The sequence below is a fragment of the Pseudomonas sp. GNP014 genome, assembly GCF_054344005.1.
On sequence record NZ_JBTGUS010000001.1, the window covers coordinates 1,697,899 to 1,723,773 of the forward strand.

Below are 25,875 nucleotides of genomic sequence, written 5' to 3' on the forward strand. Positions count from 1 at the left end.
ATTTTCTTGCAGCTTGAAGCTAGTAGCTTGAAGCTGCTGTTATGAGGTTTTGAAGATGGCCGAACGTCTCAGTAACGACTTTCAATTCATCGATGTCGGGCGCAAAGATCCGAAGAAGAAACTGTTGCGTCAACGCAAGAAAGAGTTCGTCGAAATCTACGAACCGTTCAAACCCCAGCAGTCGGCCGACCAGGCCCACCGTTGCCTGGGGTGCGGCAACCCGTATTGCGAATGGAAGTGCCCGGTGCACAACTTCATTCCCAACTGGCTGAAGCTGGTCGCCGAGGGCAACATCCTGCAGGCCGCCGAGCTGTCGCACCAGACCAACACCCTGCCGGAAGTCTGCGGCCGGGTGTGCCCGCAGGATCGTCTGTGCGAGGGTGCCTGCACCCTCAACGACGGCTTCGGCGCGGTGACCATCGGTTCGGTCGAGAAGTACATCACCGACACCGCGTTCGCCATGGGCTGGCGTCCGGACATGTCCAAGGTCAAACCGACCGGCAAGCGTGTCGCGATCATCGGTGCCGGCCCGGCGGGCCTCGGTTGTGCCGACGTGCTGGTGCGTGGCGGCGTAACCCCGGTGGTGTTCGACAAGAACCCGGAAATCGGTGGCTTGCTGACCTTCGGCATCCCCGAGTTCAAGCTGGAGAAGACCGTGCTGAGCAATCGTCGCGAAGTCTTCACTGGCATGGGCATCGAGTTCCGTCTGAACACCGAAGTCGGTAAAGACGTGACCATGGAACAACTGCTCGCCGAATACGATGCAGTGTTCATGGGCATGGGCACCTACACCTACATGAAGGGCGGTTTTGCCGGTGAGGACCTGCCGGGCGTCTATGACGCACTGGACTTTCTGATCGCCAACGTCAACCGCAACCTGGGCTTTGAAAAGTCGCCGGAAGATTTCGTCGACATGAAAGGCAAGAAGGTCGTGGTTCTCGGCGGTGGTGACACGGCGATGGACTGCAACCGCACGTCGATCCGTCAGGGTGCCAAATCGGTGACCTGTGCTTATCGTCGTGACGAAGCGAACATGCCCGGCTCGCGCAAAGAGGTGAAGAACGCCAAGGAAGAAGGCGTGAAGTTCCTCTACAACCGCCAGCCGATCGCCATCGTTGGCGAAGACAAGGTCGAAGGCGTGAAGGTGGTCGAGACCCGTCTCGGCGAACCGGACGCCCGCGGCCGTCGCAGCCCCGAGCCGATCCCGGGTTCCGAAGAGATCATCCCGGCGGACGCCGTGGTTATCGCTTTCGGCTTCCGCCCTAGCCCGGCGCCGTGGTTCGAGCAGTTCGAGATCCAGACCGACAGCCAGGGCCGCGTTGTGGCGCCTGAGCAAGGTCAGTACAAGCACCAGACCAGCAATCCGAAAATCTTTGCCGGTGGCGACATGGTGCGCGGTTCCGACCTGGTGGTGACGGCGATCTTCGAAGGGCGCAATGCTGCCGAAGGGATCCTCGATTACCTGGGCGTCTAACCCCGGATCCTAAGTCAAAAGCAATAACCCTGTGGGAGCGAGCTTGCTCGCGAAAGCGGTGGATCAGCCAACAGCAATGTTGAATGTGAAGCCCTCTTCGCGAGCAAGCTCGCTCCCACAGTTGTTTCTCGGTGTTGCTGAGAACGCATTTCCAACGCAATAAATTGACCCGATAGACAAAAGGCTGACCTGCATCCGTGCCTTTTGCGTCGCGCTCTGAGAAAATGCCCGCACTTTTTTTCCGGATGCCGACATGACTGCCCTGAAGAACGACCGTTTCCTCCGCGCCCTGCTCAAGCAACCCGTTGACGTCACCCCGGTGTGGATGATGCGCCAGGCCGGCCGCTACCTGCCGGAATACCGCGCCAGCCGTGCCCACGCCGGTGACTTCATGAGCCTGTGCATGAATCCGGAATTCGCCTGCGAAGTCACCCTGCAACCGCTCGACCGCTATCCGCAACTGGACGCGGCGATCCTGTTTTCCGACATCCTCACCATTCCCGATGCGATGGGCCAGGGCCTGTACTTCGAGACTGGTGAAGGGCCGCGTTTCAAGAAAGTCGTCAGCACCCTGGCGGACATCGAAGCGCTACCGATCCCTGATCCGCACAAGGACCTCGGCTACGTAATGGACGCGGTCAGCACCATCCGTCGTGAGCTGAACGGGCGCGTGCCGCTGATCGGTTTCTCCGGCAGCCCGTGGACCCTGGCGACGTACATGGTTGAAGGCGGCTCGTCGAAAGACTTCCGCAAGACCAAAGCGATGCTCTACGACAACCCGCAAGCCATGCACTTGCTGCTGGATAAGCTGGCGCAGTCGGTGACCTCGTACCTCAACGGCCAGATCATGGCCGGCGCGCAAGCGGTGCAGATCTTTGACACCTGGGGCGGCAATCTGTCGGCGGCGGCGTATCAAGAGTTCTCGCTGGCCTACATGAAGAAAATCGTCAGCGGCCTGATCCGCGAACACGACGGTCGCAAGGTGCCGGTGATCCTCTTCACCAAGAACGGCGGCCTGTGGCTGGAAAGCATCGCCGAGGCCGGCGCCGACGCCTTGGGCCTGGACTGGACCTGCGACATCGGCAACGCCCGCGCCCGTGTAGGTGACAAGGTTGCCCTGCAAGGCAACATGGACCCGACTGTGCTTTACGCAAAACCGGAAGCGATCCGCACCGAAGTCGGGCGCATCTTGGCCAGCTACGGCAAGGGCAGTGGGCATGTGTTCAACCTTGGCCATGGCATCACGCCAGAGGTGGATCCGGAACATGCCGGTGCGTTCCTGCGCGCGGTGCATGAGCTGTCGGCGCAGTATCACGAGTGATCGCCACACCATAAAAAACGCCCGGCTTATGCCGGGCGATTTTGTTTCCACGATTCAACGTCGGACACAGATGAAATGTGGGAGCGAGCTTGCTCGCGAAAGCGGTGGATCAGCAACTTTTGCATCAACTGACACAACGCCTTCGCGAGCAAGCTCGCTCCCACATTGGGTTTTGTGTCAGGCTTTTACACCGCCGAGTGGCGGCAACTTCGCCAGTTTCAACGCCACCAATAGCGCGATCAGCAACAGTGAGCCTATAAACAGACCAATCCCGTTCCAGCCACCCAAATGCCAGAACACCCCGCCTGCCGTCCCGGCAATACTCGACCCCGCGTAATAACTGAACAGATACAACGATGATGCCTGCCCCTTGGCCTTGGTCGCTCTTCGCCCGATCCAGCTGCTCGCCACGGAGTGCGCACCGAAGAAGCCAAATGTGAAGATCAGCATGCCGACGATCACCAGCAGCAGCGGGGTGAACATGGTCAGCGCAAGGCCAGCGAACATCAGCGCGATGGTTGCCCACAACACTTTGCGCCGCCCCAGTTTGTCCGCGAGTGAACCGATTTTCGCCGAACTGTAGATGCCCGACAGGTACACCACCGACAACAAGCCGACGAACACCTGATCGAGGTTGTACGGCGCGGCCAGCAAGCGATAGCCAATGTAGTTGAACAGCGTGACGAACGCGCCCATCAGCACGAATGCTTCCAGAAACAGCAGCGGCAGACCGGCATCGCGAAAATGCATGGTGAAGCCGTCGAGCAAACTGCGCGGGTGCAGCGAGCGCGAGCGGAAGTTGCGCGACTCGGGGAGGATCTTCCAGAACACCGCTGCGGCAATCATCGCCAGACCGCCGATCACCAGCATCGCCGTGTGCCAGCTGACGAAGTCGATCAATACCCCGGTGATCAACCGCCCGCTCATCCCGCCAATCGCGTTGCCGCCGATGTACAAACCCATCGCCAGGCCTATGTGTTGCGGATGGATCTCTTCACTCAAATAAGTCATCGCCACCGCTGCCAGTCCGCTGAGCGACAGCCCGATCAGCGCGCGCATGATCAGCACACCTTCCCAACTCGGCATCATTGCACTGGCCATGGTGCACAGCGCCGCTGCGAACAGCGCAGTCACCATCACCGGTTTGCGTCCGATGCGGTCGGAAATCGGTCCGGTGATCAACAGACCGATGGCGAGCATGCCGGTGGCCACCGAAAGAATCAGGCTGCTCTGCGCCGCGTTGATTCCGTACTCGTGGGACAGCAGCGGCATCATCGGCTGCACGCAGTAGAGCAGGGCGAACGTCGCGAACCCGCCGCTGAACAGCGCCAGTACCGTGCGCATGAACATCGGCGTGCCTTTTTCGATGTAGATCTCTTGCAGTTCGGCGACGACATCGTCCGCCGCAGCAGGCGGGACTTCGTGGGCAAGGGGCGCGACAGCAGTTTTCACATCAGACCTCGGGGTGCACGGCCAGGCAGGCAATGAAAAAATCATATAGCTGGCTAATGTTTCTATCCAATATATTGTTCGACCTGTTTGATAGCTTTAACGACCTAATGAGGTGTTCATGGAATTGCGTCACCTGCGCTACTTCATCGCCGTTGCCGAAGAGCTGCATTTCGGCCGCGCGGCACAGGTGCTGGGTATTTCCCAGCCACCGCTGAGCCAGCAGATTCAGGCGCTGGAGCAAGAGGTCGGTGCACGATTGTTCGAGCGGACCAATCGTCGGGTCGAACTGAGCGAAGCCGGCAGATTGTTTCTGGAGGAAGCGCGGCTGGTGCTGGCGCAGGTCGACAAAGCGGCAGATGTCGCAAGACGTGCGCAATTGGGGGAGCTGGGCGAATTGAAGATCGGCTTTACCTCATCGGCGCCGTTCAACTCGACGATTCCCCAGGCGATCTTTGCCTTTCGCCAGCGTTTTCCGGCGGTGCACCTTAACCTTCGTGAGATGAGCAGCACGCAAGTCGCCGAAGGGCTGGTGGATGAGTCGATCGAGGTCGGCATCATGCGTCCGCTGGGCCTGCCGGATTCGCTGAGTGTGGTGGAGCTGATGCGTGAGCCGCTGGTGGCGGTGCTTGGCTCCAAACATCCGCTGGCGCAGGGCAGCGAGGAAGGGCTTTTCCTTTCGGCGCTGGCGCTGGAGCCGTTCGTGTTCTTTCCGCGCAGCTACGGCAGCGGGCTGTATGCGCAACTGCTGAGTCTGGCGCGTGATGCCGGATTCAGCCCGCACTTCGCCCAGGAGGCCGGAGAGGCGATGACCATCATCGGTCTGGTCGCAGCGGGGCTGGGGGTTTCGGTGTTGCCGGCGTCCTATCAGCGGATGCGCATTGAAGGCGTGGTCTATCGACCGCTGCTTGATCCGGAGGCGGTGTCGGCGGTGTGGCTGGTGCAGCGCAAGGACCAGAAATCGCCGATGGCCAAGGCGTTTGTCGACCTGCTCACGCGCAAGGTTGAGCCTTCAATTGGGTAATGGCGGCTGGCCGCTTGGCGAGCAAGCCCGCTCCCATGCAGTTGGAGCCGTGGCGGATGAGTGCCTTGCTCAGGACGTGCTAAGCGGCGTCAAGGGATCCATTTTCCAGTTGGTCAGCCTCTTGTCTGTCAGGCATCTCGGCGATCAAAGGCCGCTTTTGCCCCGTCTGCACGCGGATATTGTCACCAGGCGCTGTAGTCCGTGTCGGTGAAGGTAGCGAAGCGAGGGCGCAGGCAACTACACTCGGTCATTCTTTGATACACGGAGGTTTTGTCATGCGGCGCGTGGTGTTCAATCAGAAAGGTGGCGTGGGCAAATCCAGCATTGCCTGCAATCTGGCGGCGGTCAGCGCCAGCGAGGGTTATCGCACGCTGTTGGTGGATCTCGATGCCCAGGCCAACTCCACTCAATATCTGACAGGGCTCACCGGCGACGACATCCCGATGGGCATTGCCGATTTCTTCAAGCAGACGCTGTCATCGGGGCCGTTTTCGAAAAAGAATCAGGCCGATATCTACGAAACCCCGTTCGACAATCTGCATATCATCACCGCCACCGCTGAACTGGCCGACCTGCAGCCCAAGCTCGAGGCGAAGCACAAGATCAACAAGCTGCGTAAGTTGCTGGATGAATTGTCCGAGGATTACGACCGGATCTACCTCGATACGCCACCGGCGCTGAACTTCTACGCGGTATCGGCGCTGATTGCTGCGGATCGCGTGCTGATCCCCTTCGATTGCGACAGCTTCTCGCGTCAGGCGCTGTACGGGCTGATCGCGGAAATCGAAGAGCTGAAAGACGACCACAATGAAGGCCTGGAGGTCGAAGGCATCGTCGTCAACCAATTCCAGGCCCGGGCGAGCCTGCCCCAGCAGATTCTCGATGAGTTGATTGCCGAAGGTTTACCGGTGTTGCCGGTGTATCTGAGCAGTTCGGTACGCATGCGCGAATCGCACCAGGCCAGCATGCCGCTGATTCACCTCGACCCGAAACACAAACTGACGCAGCAGTTCGTTGAGCTGCACGACTTGCTCGAAGACCACTGATCTCTTGGGCTACGCAGATCCCCTGTAGGAATGAGCCTGCTCGCGATGGGGTCCTTTCAGCCAACACTTGAGTGGACTGACAGAACCCCATCGCGAGCAGGCTCACTTCCACAATTTGATTTACGGTGTGTCAGATGCCTTGGCTATGCAGCCACGCCATCAACTGCGGCAATGGAAACGCGCCGCTCTGCCGCGCTACTTCCCGACCGTTCCTGAATAGAATCAGGCTCGGAATCGAACGAATCCCCAACTGCGCCGACAGTTGCTGATTGGCCTCACTGTCCAGCTTGGCCAGCCGGCACTTGCCCGCCAACTGCGCCGCCGCCTGCTCGAACACCGGTGCAAACGACTTGCACGGCCCGCACCAGTCCGCCCACACGTCCACCAGCAGCGGCAGATCACCCTTGATCTGGCTGGCGTAGTCGCCTTGCTTGAGTTCGAACGGCTTGCTCAGCAGTACGGCGGATTTGCAGCGCCCGCATTTTGGCTGGTCCGCGAGGCGCTCGGCCGGGATGCGGTTGAGGCCGTTGCAGGAGGGGCAGGGGATGAGGAGTGGGTTGGTCATGAGGGCATTCCGCAAGTGAGCTGATAACACCTAGTTGGAGGCGTTTGTTCACATTTTCAATCATGCGGCTTTCAACGTAAGACCTGGGCCAAGACGTACCGGCGTGGCCGTTGGTCTGTCTTGCATTATCGCAATTTGCGATATGCAGTCGACGAGATCCTCGAAATAACCGGCGATGACGAGTCGCATCCACTCACGAGTCTGGTGGAGATCATCAGTGACTGGATTGCGGAATGGGATCGCACACATCACCCCATGGCCAAGGCAAGTGGCGAAGAGGTCCTCGGCTACTTGATGCGCGAACATGGACTGACCCAGAGCGACCTGCCGGGTGTTGGTACTCAATCTGTCGTTTCAGAAATTCTGAACGGCAAGCGCAAGTTGAACCTGCGGCAGGTCCGCTGGTTGGCGGACCACTTCAAGGTGCCTATAGACGTGTTTATCTAGACCGCCTCAAGACGAACAACTGATCTCCAGATGCTTGCCCCACTCCGGCGGCCGCTCGGCATAACCCTCCATCCCCGGCTGCTGTTCAAACGGTTTGCTCAGCACCGCATGCAGCCGGCGCACCTCTGAGTAATCGCCTTGCTCCGCCGCAGCAATAGCTTTTTGCGCCAGATAATTGCGCAGGATGTACAGCGGATTGACCGCATGCATTCGCGTGCGGCGCTGGGCCTGATCGGTGTCACCGTCGCGGGCGACCCGGGCGACGTAGCGTTCGCCCCAGGCGTCAAAGCCCTTGATGTCGACGAAATCATCGCGCAAGCGGGCGACGGCCTGTTCGGCGGGTTCTTCACCGAGACGGCGGAAGAACAGCGTGTAATCGACGCCGCTGTTCTGCATCAGTTGCAGCAGGTTCTCCAGCAGCTGTTGGTCGTCCTCTTCCGCCGTGGTAAAGCCGAAGCGGCGGCGCATCAGGTCAAGGTAATGCGCCTGGAACAAGGGCAAGTACAGGCCGAGGGTTTCGCGCAGGGCTTCGACGCTGATGAACGGCGTCAACGCCTGGGCCAGCGCGCTGAGGTTCCATTGGCCGACCGGCACCTGGTTGCTGAACGAGTAGCGGCCCTGATCATCGGAATGGTTGCAGATGAAGTGGGCGTCGAAATCATCGAGGAACGCGAACGGGCCGAAGTCGAAGGTAATGCCGAGGATCGACATGTTGTCGGTGTTCATCACGCCGTGGCAGAAGCCGTAGGCCTGCCACTTGGCGATCAGTGCGGCATTGCGCTCGACGATCTCGCGGAACATCGCCAGATACGGCTCCGGTTGTTCCAGGCACTCGGGGAAGTGCATCGCCAACACGTGCTCGCCGAGTTGCTTCTGCTGCTCGGGACGCTTGGTGTAGTAGAAATATTCGAAGTGGCCGAAGCGCACATGGCTCGGTGCCAGACGCAGGACCATCGCCGCACGTTCCTGCTTCTCGCGCCACACCGGGGTGTCGGAACCGATCACGCAGGCGGCCCGCGAAGACGGGATGTTCAGCGCGTGCAGCGCTTCGGAGGCGAGGAACTCGCGGATCGACGAACGCAGAACGGCGCGACCGTCTCCCATGCGTGAAAACGGCGTCTGTCCGGCGCCCTTCAGGTGCAAGTCCCAGTGCTCACCAGCGCTGTTGTAGACCTCGCCGAGCAACAAGCCACGACCGTCACCCAGTTGCGGTGTGTAGCCGCCGAACTGATGCCCGGAATAGACCATCGCCCGCGGCTCGGCATCGGCCCACAACTTGTGGCCGCCAAACAGTTCGGCGAATTCCTCGGTTTCGGCGCTCGCCGGGTCGAGATCCAGCAAGGCGAGGGCCGCCGGGCTGGCGACGACCAGACGCGGATTGTTGATCGGCTCGGGCAGCACGTGGGCGGAGAACGCGTCGCCCAGGCGGGCGAAGCGATTGTCGAAGGTCAGTTCGTCGAGGGCTTTCAAGGGCCGGCTCCAGCAGAATGTCCGAGCATTCTGCTGGGAATAGGCCGGTTAGTCGAGTTTGGCCGGCGGCGGCTCTTGCAGCGGTTTCTGATCGTCGGCGATGGGCACGATGGTTTTCGTTTCTGGCTCGATCGGCACCATCTTGTATTCCTGACCGTGAAGGTTCTTCAGATAAACCTCCATCTGGCGGAACGAGATGTTGATGTGCTGCTTCTTGAACTCGCGGTTGATGAAGCGGTTGACCTCATCAAGCACCGGGTTGCGGTCGCCCAGGTCACGCACGTGCATGCGCAACTCGTGATCGAGAGTGCTTTCGCCGAAGTTGAGGAAGTACACGTGCGGCTCGGGCTCCTTGAGCACACGCGGGTTTTCCCGGGCAGCCTTGAGCAGCAGTTCCTTGACCAGATCCAGGTCGGAGCCGTAGTCGACGCCCAGTTTCAGGGTGACGCGGGTGATGGTGTCGGTCAGCGACCAGTTGATCAATTGCCCGGTGATGAACGTCTTGTTCGGGACAATGATGTCCTTGCGGTCGAAGTCGGTGATGGTCGTGGCGCGGATGCGGATCTTGCTGACCGTGCCCGACAGGTTGCCGATGGTGATGGTGTCACCGATCCGCACCGGGCGTTCGAACAGGATCATGATGCCGGAGATAAAGTTGGCGAAGATCTCCTGCATGCCGAAACCGAGGCCGACCGACAACGCGGCCACCAGCCATTGCAACTTGTCCCAGCTCACGCCGAGGGTCGACAGGGTCGAGACGAAACCGACGCCGGCGATCACATATGACAGCAACGTCGTGGTCGCGTAGGCACTGCCCTGGGCCAGATTGAGTTTCGACAGCACGAACACTTCCAGCAGGCCCGGCAGGTTGCGCGCGAGGGCGAAGGTGATGCCGATGATGATCAGTGCGCCGAGCATGTCGCCGATGCTGATCGGCACCATGCTCATGTTGGCGCCGGTGCCGCTGGTGTATTCGTAGAGGGTGATGTTGTCGAGGTACGAGAACACTGAAATCAGGTCCGACCAGACCCAGTACAGCGCCGCGATGAAGCCGCCGAGCAGGGCGAGACGGATCAGGCGCAGGGACTGTTCGTTGACCTTCTCGATGTCCAGTGTCGGTTCTTCGATCACGGCTTCGCCGTCGCCGGCCTCTTTTGCCGCCTGACGTTTGGCCAGGGCGCGCTGGTAGGCCAGACGTCGGGCGGCAACCGCCAGACCCCGGACGAAGGTGGCTTCGATCACCAGCCAGAACATCAGCAGGTACAGGGTGTTGATCAAGCGATCGCTGAGTTTCAGCGCGGTGTAGTAGTAGCCGAAGCACACCGCGACGAACAGGGCGATCGGCAGCAAGGTGAACATCACGCCCACGGCCTTGCGGAACAACGAAGTATTTTCGTGGGCCGGGCTGCTGATCAGCAGACGGCTGAGCAGCCAGGCCATCAGGGCGTAGCAGGTCAGCACCACCGGCATGCCGAGAACGTCGTCAGCCAGTGCGGCCGGTTGCAGTTCGGCCACGGCGACTACGGTCACCAGCGCCATGACCACCAGTCCGAGGCGACGGATCCAGCCCTGGAGGAATTCGACCTGGGGTTTTTCCCAGCGGAAGTGCAACTCTGCCACGCCACCTGGCGAGAGAATCCGGTAGGCGGTGTAGAACACCAGCCATGCCTGACCCATTTGCAGCAGCGCCGCGCCCATGTTGGCGTTTTGTCCGCGGGCGTCGATCTGCAGGGCCAGTCCGCACAGGGCCAGGCCAAGGGCGACCGGCATCGCCAGCAGAATATTGATCAGGATCGCCTGCGGGGTGTGCCACTGGCTGTCACGCTTGAAGTGACCGATGTCCTGGTGAACCTTGTTCAACCGTGCATACAGCGCCTTGCGCCGCCACAGCAGCGCGCCGATCAGCAATGCCAGCGGCAGGAACAGCAGCGGACGCTGGGTCAGGCCGTCGGTCAGCTCGCTCAGGCTCGAGGCCAGCGGCAGGGTGTCGATCTGGCGTTTGAGCCGCTCCGGCACGCCGCGCATCCATTCCACGTCCAGCGGCTTGTTGCTGGGAATCCAGAACATCTGCTCATCGAGGGTTGCGCGCAGGCTTTGGGCAGTGCTCAGCAGTTGCTTCTGGTTGAGTTGCAGGGTGATTGATTCGTTGAGCACTGCGCTCAGTTCGCGGTTCAGCCGTTCCAGCAGGTCGGCGCGGGTGTTGGCCAGGTCCAGCAGGCTCTTGCGCAGTTGCGGGGTGACTTGCTCCGGCGGCTGGGTGGAGAGCAGGTTGTCGACGTAGGTCGCCGGGTTGCTCAGCAGTTCACGCTGCTGGCTGACTTCGAACTGATACAGGCGAATGTCGGCGATCTGGTCGGCCAGGTCACGATCGACCTTGAGGCGCGGCAGGGCCTGCTTCTGTTTATAGAGAATCTTCGACAGCAGCAGACTGCCCTTGAGCACGTTGATCTGTTCATCCAGGGCCGAGTCGCTCTGGGTCAGGCTGTCGAGTTGCTGTTTGGTTTGCAGGTTCTGCTGGGTGACTTCGTTGAGACGGTCGGTGCTTTTCAGCAGGTAGTCGGAGAGCTTGAGGTTGGCCGTGCTTTCGCTGGCGAGCAGGCTGCTGCCGCCGGCCTTCTGCGCTTCGATCGACTGCTGGGTAACGGTCTCCTGGGACTGCGCCAGACGCTTCTGGTTGATCAGGGTTTGCAGTTCCTGAATCTCGCGGTCGAGGCGGTCGGATTTCTCCGAGAGCAGGTCATGCTGGCTGTTGCCCAGATCCTGCAACTGGCTGTTGCCGGCCAGCTCCTGACGACGCAGCGGGATCAACGCGTTGAGGGCGGCCAGTTCGGCGTTCAACTGATCGCGTTGCTCGGCGCTGACGGTTTTGCCCGCGTCCTTGCCGGACTTGAGGATGTTGTTGATCTGCTGGATGCGCGTCTGGCTGGCGGAAATTTCCGCCTGGGCGCGCTCCGGGCGGGTCTGCGCGGTGATGATCAGGCTGTTGGCGTCGGCCAGGGCTTTTTGCAGATCGCTCTGCTGGGTCGAACGATCGGTGAGGATCTGTTCCAGCTGCTGGATCGATTCCTTGGGAAAGCGCTGCGCCACCGGCACCACGGCGGAGGCCTTGAGGCGCGTCAATTCGCGGGTGTTCTCGACGGTCTGCTTCGGCGCGCTTGCCAGTTGCTGTTTGAGGTCGATCAGCTTCTGTTCATAGTCACGCTGGTTGTTCAGCTGATTGAGCGTGTTCTGCAGGACGGTTTGCAGGGTCTTTTTATCGGCGTCCGGCAGTTTGCTGTCGGCGAGTTTGTCCAGGCTGGCCTGCACGGCTTCGCTGGACGGCGGTTCGGCGGCATACAGCGGCCCGACGGAAAGACTCAGGCCCAGCAGGGCCGCGAAAAAGAAAGAGCGCAGGGTAGGCATAGAGACCGGTCAAGCAAGTGAGAGTGGACGCAGTTTAGAGGAAGAGACCGGGACCCGGGCGACTTCCTTCGGGGAATCTGACGCCCACTTTGCCGATCTTGTTCCCGTCCATGACCGCGACCGTCCAGTGAGTGTTGTTCCACTCCACCTGGTCGCCGACGATTGGTGCACCACCAACCTTGTGGGCAATGAACGCACCGAGGGTCATGTCCGGATCGATGCCGTCGGCCGGCAACCCGTAAAGCGCTGCAACCGCTTTAAGCTGGGCGTCTCCTTCGAGTACAAAGTCGCCGAAGAAGCGCAGATCCAGACCGCGTTGCGGTGCCTGGCTGAACAGTTTGCCGAGGGCCGGCAAGTTGTGTTCATGGCCGATAACACACAACAAATCATCGACTTCCAGCACCGTGCTACCCGACGGATGGAGCAGTTGCTGGCCACGAAACAGGGCGGCGATGCGCGTGCCTTCGGGCATTTTCAGTTCACGCAGGGGCGAACCGATGCACCATTTCTCGGCGCCGAGCTTGTAAACGAACAGCTCCCACTCGCTGGTGATGTGCACCTCCAGTGCGGAACGCGAGATCGGCGCCGGCTCCGGTGGTACCGTCACCTTCAACAGCTTGGCCACCCACGGCAGGCTCGTGCCCTGCACCAGCAGCGACACCAGCACGATGAAAAACGCGAGGTTGAAGTACAGCTGCGCATTCGGCAGCCCGGCCATCAACGGGAACACCGCGAGAATGATCGGCACCGCGCCGCGCAGGCCGACCCAGGAAATAAAGGCTTTCTCGCGGCCGTGGAACGCCTTGAACGGCAGCAGGCCGACGACCACCGACAGCGGCCGGGCGAACAGAATCATCCACAGCGCCAGACCCAGCGCCGGCAGGGCGATCGGCAGTAAATCATGCGGCGTGACCAGCAGCCCCAGCACGAGGAACATGCCGATTTGCGCCAGCCATGCCATGCCGTCGAGCATGTGCAGAATGCCGTGACGGCTGCGCACCGGGCGGTTGCCGATCACCAGACCACACAGATAAACAGCGAGGAAGCCGCTGCCATGCAGGGCGTTGGTCAGTGCGAACACCACCAGACCGCCAGCGATCACCAGAATCGGGTACAGGCCGGTGGCGAGGTTGATCCGGTTGACCAGTTGCAACATCAACCAGCCGCCACCGAGGCCGATCACGCCACCGATGCCGAACTCGCGGATCAGGTGAGTCAACAGGCTCCAGTGCAGGCCGGTCTGGCCGCTGGCGAGCATGTCGATCAGGGTCACGGTGAGGAACACCGCCATCGGGTCGTTGCTGCCGGACTCGATTTCCAGGCTCGCGGTCACCCGTTCGTTGAGTCCCTTGCCGCCGAGCAGCGAGAACACCGCTGCGGCGTCCGTGGAGCCGACGATGGCGCCGATCAGCAGGCCTTGAATCAGATTGAGGTCGAACAGCCACGCCGCTGCCATGCCGGTCAGCCCGGTGGTGATCAATACCCCGACCGTGGCCAGCGACAGCGCCGGCCACAAGGCCACACGGAAACTTGAAACCCGGGTGCGCAAACCACCGTCGAGCAGGATCACTGCGAGGGCGAGGTTGCCGACCAGATAGGCGGTCGGGTAGTTATCGAAAATGATCCCGCCCCCATCGACCCCGGCCGCCATGCCGACCGCAAGAATGATGACCAGAATCGGAATGCCGAGACGCGAAGACAGGGAACTGACAAGAATGCTTGCACCTACCAGCAACGCGCCGATCAAGAACAGGCTGTTGATGGTCGTCGCATTCAAAGGCAGTACTCCAGAAGCGTAAAGACGGGCACAAACTGACCATGCAGTCTGCGTGCCAGCGATTCTAACCTGTTGAAATGTGATGCTGTCAAAAAGCTTTTTACGCTGGGGGATTCGAGGTTTGGGTTCGGCTGGCGATGGCTGCCCTCACCCTAGCCCTCTCCCGGGGGGAGAGGGGACTGATCGAAGTGTCTGGGCGAGGTCCATCGACCTGAAAATTCTGAGTCGAACTCAGGTTTGAAAAGCACCCTCACCCCAGCCCTCTCCCTCTGGGAGAGGAGGCTGATCGAGGTGTTTGTGCGAGGTACGCCGACCTGAAAGTCCGAAGTCGAACTCGGATTTTGAAAAGCCCCCGATCTGCTCCCTCTCCCTCTGGGAGAGGAGGCTGATCAAGGTGTTTGTGCGAGGTACGCCGACCTGAAAGTCCGAAGTCGAACTCAGATTTTGAAAAGCCCCGGACCTACTCCCTCTCCCTTTGGGAGAGGAGGCTGATCAAGGTGTTTGGGCGAGGTACGCCGACCTGAAAGTCCGAAGTCGAACTCAGATTTTGAAAAGCCCCGTATCTGCTCCCTCTCCCTCTGGGAGAGGGCTGGGGTGAGGGTGCTTTTGCTTTTGATCGAGTGAATCAGAGGCTGAACCGCCCAACCATGTTGTTCAAATCCAGCGCCAGACGCGACAGCTCGTTGCTCGCCGCACTGGTCTGATTCGCGCCGGTGGCCGATTGCACCGACAGGTCGCGGATGTTCACCAGGTTGCGATCCACCTCGCGGGCCACTTGTGCCTGCTCTTCGGCGGCGCTGGCGATCACCAGGTTGCGCTCGTTGATCTCGACGATTGCGGTGTTGATGGTGTCCAGCGACATCCCGGCGCCCCGGGCGATGTTCAGTGTCGACTCGGCGCGTTCGGTGCTGTTGCGCATCGAGTCCACCGCGTGTTCGGTGCCGCTCTGAATGCTGCCGATCATCCGCTCGATTTCGCTGGTCGACTGTTGGGTGCGATGGGCCAGCGCACGCACCTCATCGGCGACTACCGCAAAACCACGGCCGGCTTCACCGGCGCGTGCCGCTTCAATCGCAGCGTTCAGTGCCAACAGGTTGGTCTGGTCGGCCAAGCCACGAATAACGTCCAGGACCTTGCCGATGTCACGGGATTCGTTGGCCAGATCACCGATCAGGGTCGCCGTGCTCTGCACATCGGCGCTCATGCGTTCGATGGCGCTGACGGTTTCCTGCACCAGGTCGCGACCGTCGCCGGCGGACGTGGTGGCGTTTTTCGACGCTTCCGACGTGCTGACCGCGTTGCGTGCGACTTCTTCAACGGCGCTGGTCATTTCGTTGACCGCCGTGGCGGCCTGTTCGATTTCGTTGTTCTGCTGGGTCAGGCCACGGGCGCTTTCGTCGGTGACGCTGTTCAGCTCTTCGGCAGCGGACGCCAGTTGCGTGGCCGAGCCGGAAATCCGCTGCAGGGTGTCGCGCAGCTTCGATTGCATCTTGGCCATCGCCGCCAGCAAGCGGCCGGCTTCGTCTTTGCCGTCAACGTGGATCGGCTGGGTCAGGTTGCCTTCGGCGATGGTTTCCGCTGCGTCGAGTGCCTTGGCAATCGGCTTGGTGATGCTGACGGTCAGCAACCAGGCGAACAGGAAGGTCAGGCCGGTGGCGATCAGCAACAGGGTCACGACCAGGTTGAATGATATCGCGTACTGATCGGCTGCGCCTTGATCAGTTTCGGCGATTTGCTGGGTGTTGATCTCCAGCAGCCGCGCCAGTGCGGCGTTCACCGCTTCCGAGTTACTCAGCAAATCCGCGTTGAGCATCTGCCGCAGTTCATCGACCTGATTGTTGCGCGACAGGCTTTTCATCCGGTCTTCGAGTTGGCGGTACTGGGCCAGAAGCTGCACGTACTGGTCGTAGGCTGCACGCTCTTGCGGGCCATTGATCAACGGTTCGTAGGCGCGCTGGGCGTCGGCGATCTGCTTGTTGCGCAGCTCGAACAGCTCAATGGTTTTTTGCTGCACGTCCGGTTCGCGGTTGATCAGCAACCGGTAGGACAGCACCCGCAGGCGCAGGGTCAGTTGAGTGAACTCGTCGAGGGCCTTGATGGACGGCACGCTGGCAGTGGCAATTTCTTGGCCCGCTGCGCGTATTTTGCTCATCTGGTTCAAGGCGAACACACCCAGAATCAGCATCAGGCCGCCGATCAGGGCGAAGCCGGTGAACGCCCGGGGGGCGATATTCATATTGCGAAGGGACATGGGGCGGATACCAGAGGAGGGCCGCATCCATGCGGGCTGAGACGGCTGTATGGATGACTTATCGGTCATACGACTAAAGTCTTGAGGCGCTGCGCGTATTTGTCGCATAGGGGGTTGAGCGACGAAGTGCAGGAACCAGATCGGCAGATCACAGTCTTTTAAACTCGCGAGATCGGTCGGCCGCCAGGAAAATCAAGGCCTTGCGCCGGTTTAACCCTGGCATCCGTGATGACTTTTCTTTATCGTACGCGCCCTTTGAAAAACGCCTGGAAGATCAAAATGTTGGAAGCATCCCTCAGCCAATTGGAACAGCTCGTCAGCGACCTGGTGCAACAGAACCAGACTCTGCTGGAAACCAACCAGACCCTGTCTGCGGAACTGGCTCAGGCCAAGGATGAAAACGAAAGCCTGCAACTGAACCTGATGGAGCAGGAAGAGAAACACGGCGCCACCGCAGCGCGCATCCAGGCCCTGGTTGATCGCGTCAACGCAGGTCCTGTCAGCGCATGAATTACGGCACAGCAGGGGTAAAGGTCATCTCCATTCTCGGGGAGGACTACTCGATCAAGGCACCGGCCGGGGAAGAACAGACCCTGCTGGACGCGGCCATGATGCTCAAGGCTGCGCTGGACGACACCAAGCGCAAATACCCGACGCTGATCGGTGACCGCTTGCTGGTGCTGGCGGCGATGAATCTGTGCTCGCAGCAGATCGAAATGAAGAAGCAGCACCAGGAAGAACTCGACCGTTACCAAGAGCAAGTCAGCGCCACGGTCGAAACCATCGCCAAGACCATCAATCAGGGCTGATGGAGTTGCGCACAACCAAAGAATAGATTGTCGATATGGTTGTATACAATCGGCACGGCTGTTGCATTGTTTCGGCCACTTATTCTTTGGGGGTGCTCCATGCAGTTGTGGCGACGCAGTATTCAATGGCAGCTGATTCTCAGCATGGGCACCGCCCTGCTGGTCAGTATCCTGATCGTGGTTGGCATTTATACCCTTGTGGTCAACCGCCTCGCCCAGAGCTATCTGGTCGAACAAGCGCTGCCGTCGAGCATCGAAGCGACGCGCAACGATATTGAGCGCATCCTCGTCCAGCCGCTGACCGCCGCCAAAGACATCGCCAGCAACACGATGGTCCGCGACTGGCTGGCCTCGGGTGAAGACAGCGGCAAAACGGCGGCCTTCGCGCAGTATCTGGAAGGCATCCGCGCCGAACACAAGGCTTTCACCGCGCTGATCATCGGCACCGAATCCAATCACTACATCACCGAAAAAGGCCTGGACCGCACCCTCAGTCGCGCCAAACCGGCCGATGCCTGGTTCTATTCCTTCCTCGACAGCCATCAGCCGCGCACCCTGAATATCGACAACGATGGCGCCACCGGAGAATTGGCGCTGTTCATCGACTTGAAGGTCGAGCAGGCCGGCAAAGTGGTCGGCGTGGCCGGGCTTGGCCTGAGCATGAAAGAGTTGTCGGAGTTGATCCACAACTTCAGCTTTGGTGAGCGCGGCAAGGTCTATCTCGTGCGTTCTGACGGTTTGATCCAGGTGCATCCTGAAGCGCAGTTCAGTGGCAAGCGCACCCTCTCGGAGCAGATCGGTGCTTCGGCGGCACAAGCCGTCATGGGGAAAAAAGCTGCCGTGAGCAGCGGCTTCCAAAGAGACGGCGAAGACTTCCTCGCCTTCAGCCTGCCTCTGCGTGATCTGGGCTGGACCCTGGTGGCCGAAGTGCCGCAATCGCAGATCTATGCCGAGGCGCGCAAAGCCATGTGGATGAGCGGCGGCATCGGTCTGGCGGTGGCACTGGTGTGCCTCGCTTTGGTGGTGTGGTTGGCGCAAGGTTTGGTGCGACCGATTCGCCAAGTAACAGCTGCGCTTGTAGCAATCGGTAGCGGTGGTGGAGATTTGACCCACCGGTTAGATTCCAGTCGCGCCGACGAGCTGGGCGATCTGGCTCGGGGCTTCAACCGATTCCTCGACAGCCAGCGCGCAATGATTGGCGAAGTGTTGGCCACCAGTGAGCGTTTGCGCACGGCTGTCGGCCAAGTGGCCAAGGTTGTGGATAACACCGCCGAGCGCTCTGGTCGTCAACAGGAGATGACCGACATGGTCGCCACCGCCGTTCATGAAATGGGCCTGACCGTGCAGGAGATCGCGCAGAACGCCGGCAACGCCGCGCTGGCCTCGCAAACCGCACGGGATGAAGCCCTGCAGGCGCGGGAAGTAGTCGGCGGCTCGATCCGCCATATCGAAAGCATGTCCGATGAGATTGGCGTGGCCGCCGGTGCGGTGGGGGAGCTGGCGCAGCAAGTGGCGTCGATCGACTCGGTGCTGGCGGTGATTCGCGGGGTGTCCGAGCAGACCAATCTGTTGGCACTCAATGCCGCTATTGAAGCGGCGCGGGCCGGAGATATGGGCCGTGGCTTTGCGGTTGTCGCTGATGAAGTGCGCACCCTGGCGCGACGCACGCAGGCGTCTACTGATGAAATCCAGCAGATGATCGGCAGCCTCAAGCAAGGCGCGGAAAATGCCGTGTCGTCGATGCGCACCGGGCAAGCTGCAACCGGCACCGGGGTTGAGTCGAGCCAGCGTACCGGCGCGTCGTTGACCGCGATTACCGGGCAGGTCGAGCGCATCAGCGACATGAACCATCAAGTGGCGACGGCGACGGAAGAGCAGTCGGCGGTGACGGAGGAGATCAACCGCAATGTACAGGGGATTTCTGATCTGGCGCGGGCCACGGCGGGGGAGGTTCGGGCCTGTCGCGAGGATTGTCAGATGCTGCAGAAACTGGCGGATGATCTGGCGCGGCAGATGGGTGGGTTCAAGCTGAGTTGAGTGCTGAGCCTGAAAAGCCCCTCACCCTAGCCCTCTCCCGGAGGGAGAGGGGACTGAATGCGGATACTTGAGAAATACGCCGACCTGAAAGGGCTACACCGAATCCATAAACGACTGGATTTTTCAGGTCGATGTATAGCGCCAGACACCTCGGTCGGCCCTATCTCCCTCCGGGAGAGGGGACTGAATGCGGGATGCTTGAGAAATACGCCGACCTGAAAATGCTGCGATGAATCCATAATCGACTGGATTTTTCAGGTCGACGTATAGCGCCAGACACCTCGGTCGGCCCTATCTCCCTCCGGGAGAGGGCTGGGGTGAGGGTTGGCTTTCAGAACCACGCATCCTGCATCGCCAGACACGTCTCATCCCGCGCCTCCAGCAACGTCAGTTCATGGTGGCAACCCGGCACTTCCCACGTCAGGAAATACCGCGCCGCCTGCAACTTGCCCTTATAGAAGTCGGCATCCGTTGCATTGCCCTTGGCCAAGCCTTCCTCGGCGCGAATCGCCTGCTCCAGCCAGCGCCAGCCGATCACCGTATGCCCGAACACCTTCAGGTACAGCGCCGAATTGGCCAGGCTGCTGTTGACCTTGCCTTGCGCCAGATCAGTCAGCAAACCGATGGTCACCCCTTGCAGGCGCGCGACCAGTTTCTCCAGCGGCTCACGCAATGCGGTTAACGATTCGTACGCGGTGGCGCGCTCGGAAGTGTCGGCGATCAACCGGATCAATTGCTTGAGCCCCGCGCCACCGTTCTGCGCCAGTTTGCGCCCGAGCAAGTCCAGCGACTGAATGCCGTGGGTGCCTTCGTGAATCGGGTTCAGGCGGTTGTCGCGGTAATACTGCTCCACCGGGTATTCACGGGTGTAGCCGTGGCCGCCAAGGATCTGGATCGCCAGTTCGTTGGCCTTGAGGCAGAACTCCGACGGCCAGGATTTGACGATTGGCGTCAGCAGGTCCAGCAGCTCATGGGCCTGTTGGCGCTCGGCTTCGCTTTCCAGTGTGGTGGTGTCGTCGAACAGCCGCGCCGCGTACAGACCGAGGTCAAATGCCCCTTCGACGTAGGATTTCTGTGTCAGCAGCATGCGTCTGACATCCGCATGCTGAATGATCGCCACCGGCGCGGTGGTCGGGTCCTTGCTGTCCGGCACCCGGCCTTGCGGGCGCTCGCGGGCGTACTCCAGCGAGTACAGGTAACCGGCGTAACCGAGCATCACTGCGCCCATGCCGACGCCAATCCGCGCTTCGTTCATCATCTGGAACATGTAGCTCAAACCGTGATGCGCTTTGCCCACCAGATAACCGACACACTCACCGTTATCGCCGAAGTTCAGCGCGGTCGAAGTGGTGCCGCGCCAACCCATCTTGTGAAACAGCCCGGCCAGCAGCACGTCATTACGCTGACCGAGGCTGCCGTCATCGTTGACCAGAAACTTCGGCACGATAAACAGCGAAATGCCTTTAACGCCCGCAGGTGCGTCCGGCAATTTCGCCAGCACCATGTGCACGATGTTCTCCGACAGCGGGTGATCGCCGCCGGAAATGAAGATCTTGTTGCCCTTCAGGCGATAAGTGCCGTCGGACGCCGGCTCGGCGCGGGTACGAATATCCGACAGCGATGAGCCTGCGTGGGGTTCGGTCAGCGCCATGGTGCCGAAGAAGCGGCCGTCGATCATCGGTTGCAGAAAGCGCTGTTTCTGCTCGTCGGTGCCGAAGCTTTCGATCAGATTGGCCGCGCCCATGGTCAGGAACGGATACGACGTCGAAGCGGCGTTGGCCGACTGGAAATGCGCGAAGCAGGCCTGGGAAAGCAGCGTAGGTAACTGCATGCCGCCGGCGTCGAAGCTGCGTGCGGCGTTGAGGAAACCGGCTTCGAGGAAGGCATCCACCGCCGGTTTGACCTCCGGAATCAGAATCGCCTGGCCGTTCTCGTAGCGCGGCTCGTTTTCGTCGCCCTTGCGGTTGTGCGGTGCGAAAAATTTCTCGGCGATGCTGCGCGCGGTGCCGATGGCGGCGTCGAAGGTCTCGCGGTTGTGCTCGGCAAACCGCTCACGCCGGGTCAGGCCCTCGGCATCAAGGACTTCATACAGCTCGAAAGCCAGATTGCGGGAACTGAGCAGCGTCTCGGACATGGCGGCCTACCTGAAATTTGGGTTTGGGCCGAGTCTAGGCGTGCTGATAGAGGCTGAACAGGATGATTGATGGGCGTGATGTTGGAGCCGTGCGCCGACTTAACAAACACCACAAAACACTGTGGGAGCTGGCTTGCCAGCGATGGCGGCTGATCAGCCAACATTTATGGTGACTGACACATTGCTATCGCTGGCAAGCCAGCTCCCACAGGGATTGTCGCTATTGCGGGCACCCATGCAGGTGCCCGGTTTTCGGTTTTAGCCGATAGTCATCAAGCTCGCGTTACCACCCGCCGCAGCGGTGTTAACACTCAACGCACGCTCGATCACCAGACGCTCCAGGGCAATGTTGGTCTCGCCCTGGGACAAGCCCTGAACGCCCACAATCGCACCGGCCCGCTTGGCAATTTGCTGGCAGACACCGCGCAACTGGTCGGAATGGCCATGATGCAGAACGGCATCAAACACCACCTCGTCCTTGTTCCAGTCGGCAATCAGCTTGATCCGCGCCTGAACATCCTTCGGCAGGCGTGCGAACAAGGCCTTGCTGATGTCGGACTCCGGCCATACCGCCGAACCACCTACCGCCAGTACCGCCGCCAGTTGGGTCAGCAGATCACCTTCGACTTCTGCCAGACAGAGCACGTGCTCACGCGGCAGGATCGCGTAGCTGTTCTTCTCGCCGGTCGGGCCGGCCAGCACGCGGGTGATACCGCTTTGCGACTGGGCGGCGTACTGCACGCACAGGGTGCTCAGGTCGGCGTACTGGTTGCTTTCGGCCCAGGCTTTCAGGGCGTTCAGCGGCTTGCTCATGGCATCGCGCAGACGCACGTCCGGGGCGACGACCGCATCACCGCGAGCGAAGGATTGTTCGATCGCGTCGGCAGGACGCGTCGACAGCAGGCGGTACAGGTACAGCGGGCCACCGGCTTTCGGGCCAGTACCCGACAGGCCTTCGCCGCCGAACGGCTGCACGCCGACCACGGCACCGACGATGTTGCGGTTGACGTAGACGTTACCGGCGTTGACGTTGTCGATCACCTTGGCGATGGTCTCGTCGATGCGCGTGTGCACGCCCAGCGTCAGGCCATAACCGGAAGCGTTGATCTGACCGATCAGTTGATCGATCTCTTTACGCTTGTAGCGCACCACGTGCAGCACCGGACCGAAGATCTCGCGTTGCAGTTCGTCGAAGCTTTCCAGCTCGATCAGGGTCGGCATGACGAAGGTGCCGCGTTTGACTTCTTCGCTGTCGGCAATTGCCACCTGGTACACGTTGCGACCTTTATCGCGCATGCCCTGGATGTGCTTGTCGATGCCAGCCTTGGCTTCGGCGTCGATCACCGGGCCGATGTCCACGGACAGACGCTCCGGGTTGCCGAGACGGCTTTCAGCCATCGCGCCTTTGAGCATTTCGATGACGCGATCGGCGGAATCTTCCTGCAGGCACAGTACACGCAGGGCCGAGCAACGCTGGCCAGCACTGTCGAAGGCCGAAGACACCACGTCGATCACAACCTGTTCGGTCAGTGCCGAAGAATCGACGATCATCGCGTTCTGGCCACCGGTTTCGGCGATCAGCGGAATCGGACGGCCCTGGTTGTCGAGGCGACCGGCAATGTTGCGTTGCAGCAGACGCGCGACTTCGGTGGAACCGGTGAACATCACGCCTTTGACGCGCTCGTCACCGACCAGACCGGCACCGACGGTTTCACCGCGACCCGGCAACAGTTGCAGTACGCCTTCCGGGATGCCGGCCTCAAGCATCAGGCGCACAGCCTGAGCAGCCACCAGCGGGGTCTGTTCGGCCGGTTTGGCCAGTACCGGGTTACCGGCAGCCAGTGCGGCAGCGACCTGACCGCTGAAGATCGCCAGCGGGAAGTTCCACGGGCTGATGCACACCACCGGCCCCAACGGGCGGTGGGCGTCGTTGCTGAAATCGTTGCGTGCCTGCACTGCGTAATAACGCAGGAAGTCGACCGCTTCACGGACTTCGGCGATGGCGTTGGCGAACGTCTTGCCGGCTTCACGGGCCAGCAGGCCCATCAGTGGCTGGATTTCGCCTTCCATCAAATCAGCGGCACGTTCCAGAATTGCCGCCCGTTCGGCCGGCGGCGTGGCCTGCCAGATCGGCGCAGCATTCAGGGCACATTGAATGGCGTTGTCGACGTCTTCGACGGTGGCTTCCTGCACGTGTCCGACCACATCGCGGTGATCGGCCGGGTTCAGCACCGGTGCCGGCGCTTCGTTGCTGGAAGCGCAACCGAGCATCGGCGCGGCTTTCCAGTTGTTGTGCGCGGTGGCGAGCAGGGCGCAGGACAGCGAGGCCAGACGGTGTTCGTTGGCCATGTCGATGCCGGCGGAGTTGGCGCGCTCGGCGCCGTACAGGTCACGCGGCAGCGGAATACGCGGGTGCGGCAGGCCGAAACCACCTTCCACAGTCGCCATCTGCTCGATCTGCGCCACCGGATCGGCCACCAGTTCCTGAATCGAAATCGACTGGTCGGCAATGCGGTTGACGAACGAGGTGTTCGCGCCGTTTTCCAGCAGGCGACGCACGAGGTACGCCAGCAGGGTTTCGTGGGTGCCGACCGGTGCGTACACGCGGCACGGACGGTTCAACTTGCCTTCGGAAACTTTGCCGACAACCTGCTCGTAAAGCGGTTCGCCCATGCCGTGCAGGCACTGGAATTCGTACTGGCCCGGGTAATAGTTCTGGCCGGCAATGTGGTAAATGGCCGACAGGGTGTGGGCGTTGTGCGTGGCGAACTGCGGGTAGATGACTTCCGGCACCGACAGCAGTTTGCGTGCGCAAGCGATGTAGGAAACGTCGGTGTACACCTTGCGGGTGTAGACCGGATAGCCTTCCAGGCCTTCGACCTGGGCGCGTTTGATTTCGCTGTCCCAGTACGCGCCTTTCACCAGGCGGATCATCAGGCGATGACGGCTGCGGCGGGCCAGGTCGATCACGTAGTCGATCACGTACGGGCAACGTTTCTGGTACGCCTGGATGACGAAACCGATGCCGTTCCAGCCAGTCAGTTGCGGCTCGAAGCACAGGCGCTCGAGCAGATCCAGCGACAGTTCAAGACGGTCGGCTTCTTCGGCGTCGATGTTCAGGCCGATGTCGTATTGCTTGGCCAGCAGGGTCAGCGACAGCAGGCGCGGGTACAGCTCGTCCATTACGCGCTCGTACTGCGCACGGCTGTAACGCGGGTGCAGGGCCGAGAGCTTGATGGAAATGCCCGGACCTTCATAAATCCCACGACCGTGGGAGGCTTTGCCGATCGAGTGAATGGCTTGTTCGTACGACGCCAGGTACTTCTGTGCGTCGTGTTCGGTCAGGGCCGCTTCACCGAGCATGTCGTAGGAATAACGGAAACCCTTGGCTTCGAACTTGCTCGCGTTGGCCAGCGCTTCGGCGATGGTTTCGCCGGTGACGAACTGCTCGCCCATCAGGCGCATGGCCATGTCGACGCCCTTGCGGATCATCGGTTCGCCGCTCTTGCCGATGATGCGGCTCAGCGACGAGGTCAGGCCGGCTTCGTTGTGGGTGGACACAAGCTTGCCGGTCAGCAGCAGACCCCAGGTTGCCGCGTTGACGAACAGCGACGGGCTGTTGCCCAAATGCGGATGCCAGTTACCGGTGCTGATCTTGTCGCGGATCAGTGCGTCGCGAGTGCCTTTGTCCGGAATACGCAGCAGCGCTTCAGCCAGGCACATCAGGGCGACGCCTTCCTGGGACGAAAGGGAAAACTCCTGCAGCAGGCCCTGAACAATGCCTGCACGACCGCCGGCACTTTTCTGGTTACGCAGTTTTTCCGCGATGGTTGCGGCAAGTTTGTTGGTGGCTTCGGCCATCGGTGCCGGCAGGCGCGCCTGCTCGATCAGCATCGGCACCACTTCCGGCTCAGGGCGACGGTAAGCAGCGGTGATCGAAGCACGGAGTACCGATTGCGGCAGGATGCTTTCGGCGAATTCGAGGAAGCACTGGTGGGCATGATCGGTGTGGACTTCACCGGCGTCGTCGGCGTCCTTGGCGGTCAAACCGTTCAGCTCGGTCAGGGTTGCACCACCCTCGAGTTTTTCCAGGTAATTGAAAATTGCCTGCTTGATCAGCCAGTGCGGCGTGCGATCAATCGAGGTTGCGGCCGCCTTCAGGCGTTCGCGGGTCGGGTCATCGAGTTTGACCCCAAGGGTGGTGGTAGCCATATTTTTATCCTCATGGTTGCCACAGTTGCGTGGCATCAGCTGGCCGCAAGATTAGCCGCGCGCTGAGAGAGGTGCAACCGGGTGCAACCCTTTTTTTGTCGGAATAATAGGCAGCTCGTCAGGAATTATTTTCTGGTACGAAAGTGCTGCTCCTGCTTGGTGCTTTTGCTTCTAGCCAACGGTGATGACTGCCACAAAAGAGAGCAAAAACGCGGTGATTGTCGATAAATCCGACTAGGTGCAACTTATTCGCTCGAAACTGGTTGCACCTTATTTGATTTGTTGCATAGCATTCGCGCCCTAGGTGCAACCGGGAATAACCCGGTGTACCGGCTGATGGCTTTCCTGGGGAAACATCAGTCCTAAATGCGCGGGATCCCGGATCGTCTGCCAAACGTCGTCGTTTGCGAGCGGTTCACCACCGCCGCTACATAAAAACAAAGCCAGGGCGTAACTC

16 protein-coding genes and 2 pseudogenes are annotated in these 25,875 nt (G+C 60.6%); 9 read left to right on the forward strand and 9 right to left on the reverse strand.

Translation table 11 applies throughout. The features are described 5' to 3' along the window. Positions 1-55 precede the first annotated feature (55 nt). Together ACXX9E_RS07745 and hemE are read left to right on the forward strand one after the other, a co-directional pair. Positions 56-1,474 (forward strand): glutamate synthase small subunit GltD family protein, encoded by a 1,419-nt coding sequence (locus tag ACXX9E_RS07745; RefSeq protein WP_039757038.1) that lies wholly within the window; start codon positions 56-58, stop codon positions 1,472-1,474. 253 nt (positions 1,475-1,727) lie between these two features. Continuing rightward, the gene (gene hemE, locus ACXX9E_RS07750) at positions 1,728-2,795 is read left to right on the forward strand and encodes a uroporphyrinogen decarboxylase (RefSeq protein WP_083367241.1); all 1,068 of its coding nucleotides are present in this window, start codon (positions 1,728-1,730) and stop codon (positions 2,793-2,795) included. A 177-nt stretch (positions 2,796-2,972) separates the two neighbouring features. Here the strand turns inward: hemE and ACXX9E_RS07755 are convergent, their stop codons facing one another. Next, positions 2,973-4,247 (reverse strand): MFS transporter, encoded by a 1,275-nt coding sequence (locus ACXX9E_RS07755; RefSeq protein WP_458555251.1) that lies wholly within the window; start codon positions 4,245-4,247, stop codon positions 2,973-2,975. A 118-nt stretch (positions 4,248-4,365) separates the two neighbouring features. Here ACXX9E_RS07755 and ACXX9E_RS07760 point away from each other — a divergent pair, with 118 nt between their 5' ends. Further along, the gene (locus tag ACXX9E_RS07760; protein ID WP_123470769.1) at positions 4,366-5,268 is read left to right on the forward strand and encodes a LysR family transcriptional regulator; all 903 of its coding nucleotides are present in this window, start codon (positions 4,366-4,368) and stop codon (positions 5,266-5,268) included. 275 nt (positions 5,269-5,543) lie between these two features. Further along, positions 5,544-6,314 (forward strand): ParA family protein, encoded by a 771-nt coding sequence (locus ACXX9E_RS07765; RefSeq protein WP_267798249.1) that lies wholly within the window; start codon positions 5,544-5,546, stop codon positions 6,312-6,314. Between the two features lie 130 nt (positions 6,315-6,444). On the opposite strand, the gene trxC is transcribed toward ACXX9E_RS07765, so the two are convergent. Further along, positions 6,445-6,879 (reverse strand): thioredoxin TrxC, encoded by a 435-nt coding sequence (gene trxC, locus ACXX9E_RS07770; protein WP_123470775.1) that lies wholly within the window; start codon positions 6,877-6,879, stop codon positions 6,445-6,447. A 120-nt stretch (positions 6,880-6,999) separates the two neighbouring features. Between trxC and ACXX9E_RS07775 the strand changes: the two genes are divergently transcribed. Beyond that, the gene (locus ACXX9E_RS07775; RefSeq protein ID WP_458555252.1) at positions 7,000-7,326 is read left to right on the forward strand and encodes a helix-turn-helix domain-containing protein; all 327 of its coding nucleotides are present in this window, start codon (positions 7,000-7,002) and stop codon (positions 7,324-7,326) included. Positions 7,327-7,332: 6 nt separating this feature from the next. Here the strand turns inward: ACXX9E_RS07775 and selO are convergent, their stop codons facing one another. The 5 genes and pseudogenes from selO to ACXX9E_RS07800 form a co-directional block, all read right to left on the reverse strand. Continuing rightward, a complete protein-coding gene (gene selO, locus ACXX9E_RS07780) occupies positions 7,333-8,796 on the reverse strand; it encodes a protein adenylyltransferase SelO (RefSeq protein WP_458555253.1) in 1,464 nt (487 codons plus the stop codon). A 48-nt stretch (positions 8,797-8,844) separates the two neighbouring features. Further along, positions 8,845-12,198, reverse strand: a complete 3,354-nt coding sequence (mscK, locus tag ACXX9E_RS07785) for a mechanosensitive channel MscK (RefSeq protein WP_186746207.1) — start codon at positions 12,196-12,198, stop codon at positions 8,845-8,847. Positions 12,199-12,232: 34 nt separating this feature from the next. Further along, the gene (locus tag ACXX9E_RS07790; protein WP_123470781.1) at positions 12,233-13,975 is read right to left on the reverse strand and encodes a potassium/proton antiporter; all 1,743 of its coding nucleotides are present in this window, start codon (positions 13,973-13,975) and stop codon (positions 12,233-12,235) included. Positions 13,976-14,600: 625 nt separating this feature from the next. Further along, complete coding sequence (locus tag ACXX9E_RS07795) at positions 14,601-15,473, reverse strand: methyl-accepting chemotaxis protein (protein WP_371917813.1); 873 nt, start codon at positions 15,471-15,473, stop codon at positions 14,601-14,603. 30 nt (positions 15,474-15,503) lie between these two features. Beyond that, positions 15,504-16,334, reverse strand: a pseudogene (locus ACXX9E_RS07800) (MCP four helix bundle domain-containing protein); the annotation flags it as partial. A 171-nt stretch (positions 16,335-16,505) separates the two neighbouring features. Here ACXX9E_RS07800 and ACXX9E_RS07805 point away from each other — a divergent pair. The 4 genes and pseudogenes from ACXX9E_RS07805 to ACXX9E_RS07820 all read left to right on the forward strand — a co-directional run bounded on the left by ACXX9E_RS07805 (position 16,506) and on the right by ACXX9E_RS07820 (position 19,072). Next, positions 16,506-16,736 (forward strand): hypothetical protein, encoded by a 231-nt coding sequence (locus tag ACXX9E_RS07805; RefSeq protein WP_123471165.1) that lies wholly within the window; start codon positions 16,506-16,508, stop codon positions 16,734-16,736. Continuing rightward, positions 16,733-17,035 (forward strand): cell division protein ZapA, encoded by a 303-nt coding sequence (locus ACXX9E_RS07810; RefSeq protein WP_123470784.1) that lies wholly within the window; start codon positions 16,733-16,735, stop codon positions 17,033-17,035. The genes ACXX9E_RS07805 and ACXX9E_RS07810 overlap by 4 nt, the downstream gene beginning before the upstream one ends. A 144-nt stretch (positions 17,036-17,179) precedes the next feature. Continuing rightward, positions 17,180-18,205: pseudogene (locus tag ACXX9E_RS07815) on the forward strand (cache domain-containing protein); the annotation flags it as partial. A 135-nt stretch (positions 18,206-18,340) separates the two neighbouring features. After that, positions 18,341-19,072, forward strand: a complete 732-nt coding sequence (locus ACXX9E_RS07820; RefSeq protein WP_371921220.1) for a methyl-accepting chemotaxis protein — start codon at positions 18,341-18,343, stop codon at positions 19,070-19,072. 331 nt (positions 19,073-19,403) lie between these two features. On the opposite strand, the gene ACXX9E_RS07825 is transcribed toward ACXX9E_RS07820, so the two are convergent. Both ACXX9E_RS07825 and putA read right to left on the reverse strand, forming a co-directional pair. After that, positions 19,404-21,206, reverse strand: a complete 1,803-nt coding sequence (locus tag ACXX9E_RS07825) for an acyl-CoA dehydrogenase (RefSeq protein WP_186746203.1) — start codon at positions 21,204-21,206, stop codon at positions 19,404-19,406. 258 nt (positions 21,207-21,464) lie between these two features. Then, positions 21,465-25,418: a trifunctional transcriptional regulator/proline dehydrogenase/L-glutamate gamma-semialdehyde dehydrogenase gene (putA, locus tag ACXX9E_RS07830; RefSeq protein WP_267798235.1), complete on the reverse strand. Its 3,954-nt coding sequence runs from the start codon at positions 25,416-25,418 to the stop codon at positions 21,465-21,467. Positions 25,419-25,875 lie beyond the last annotated feature (457 nt).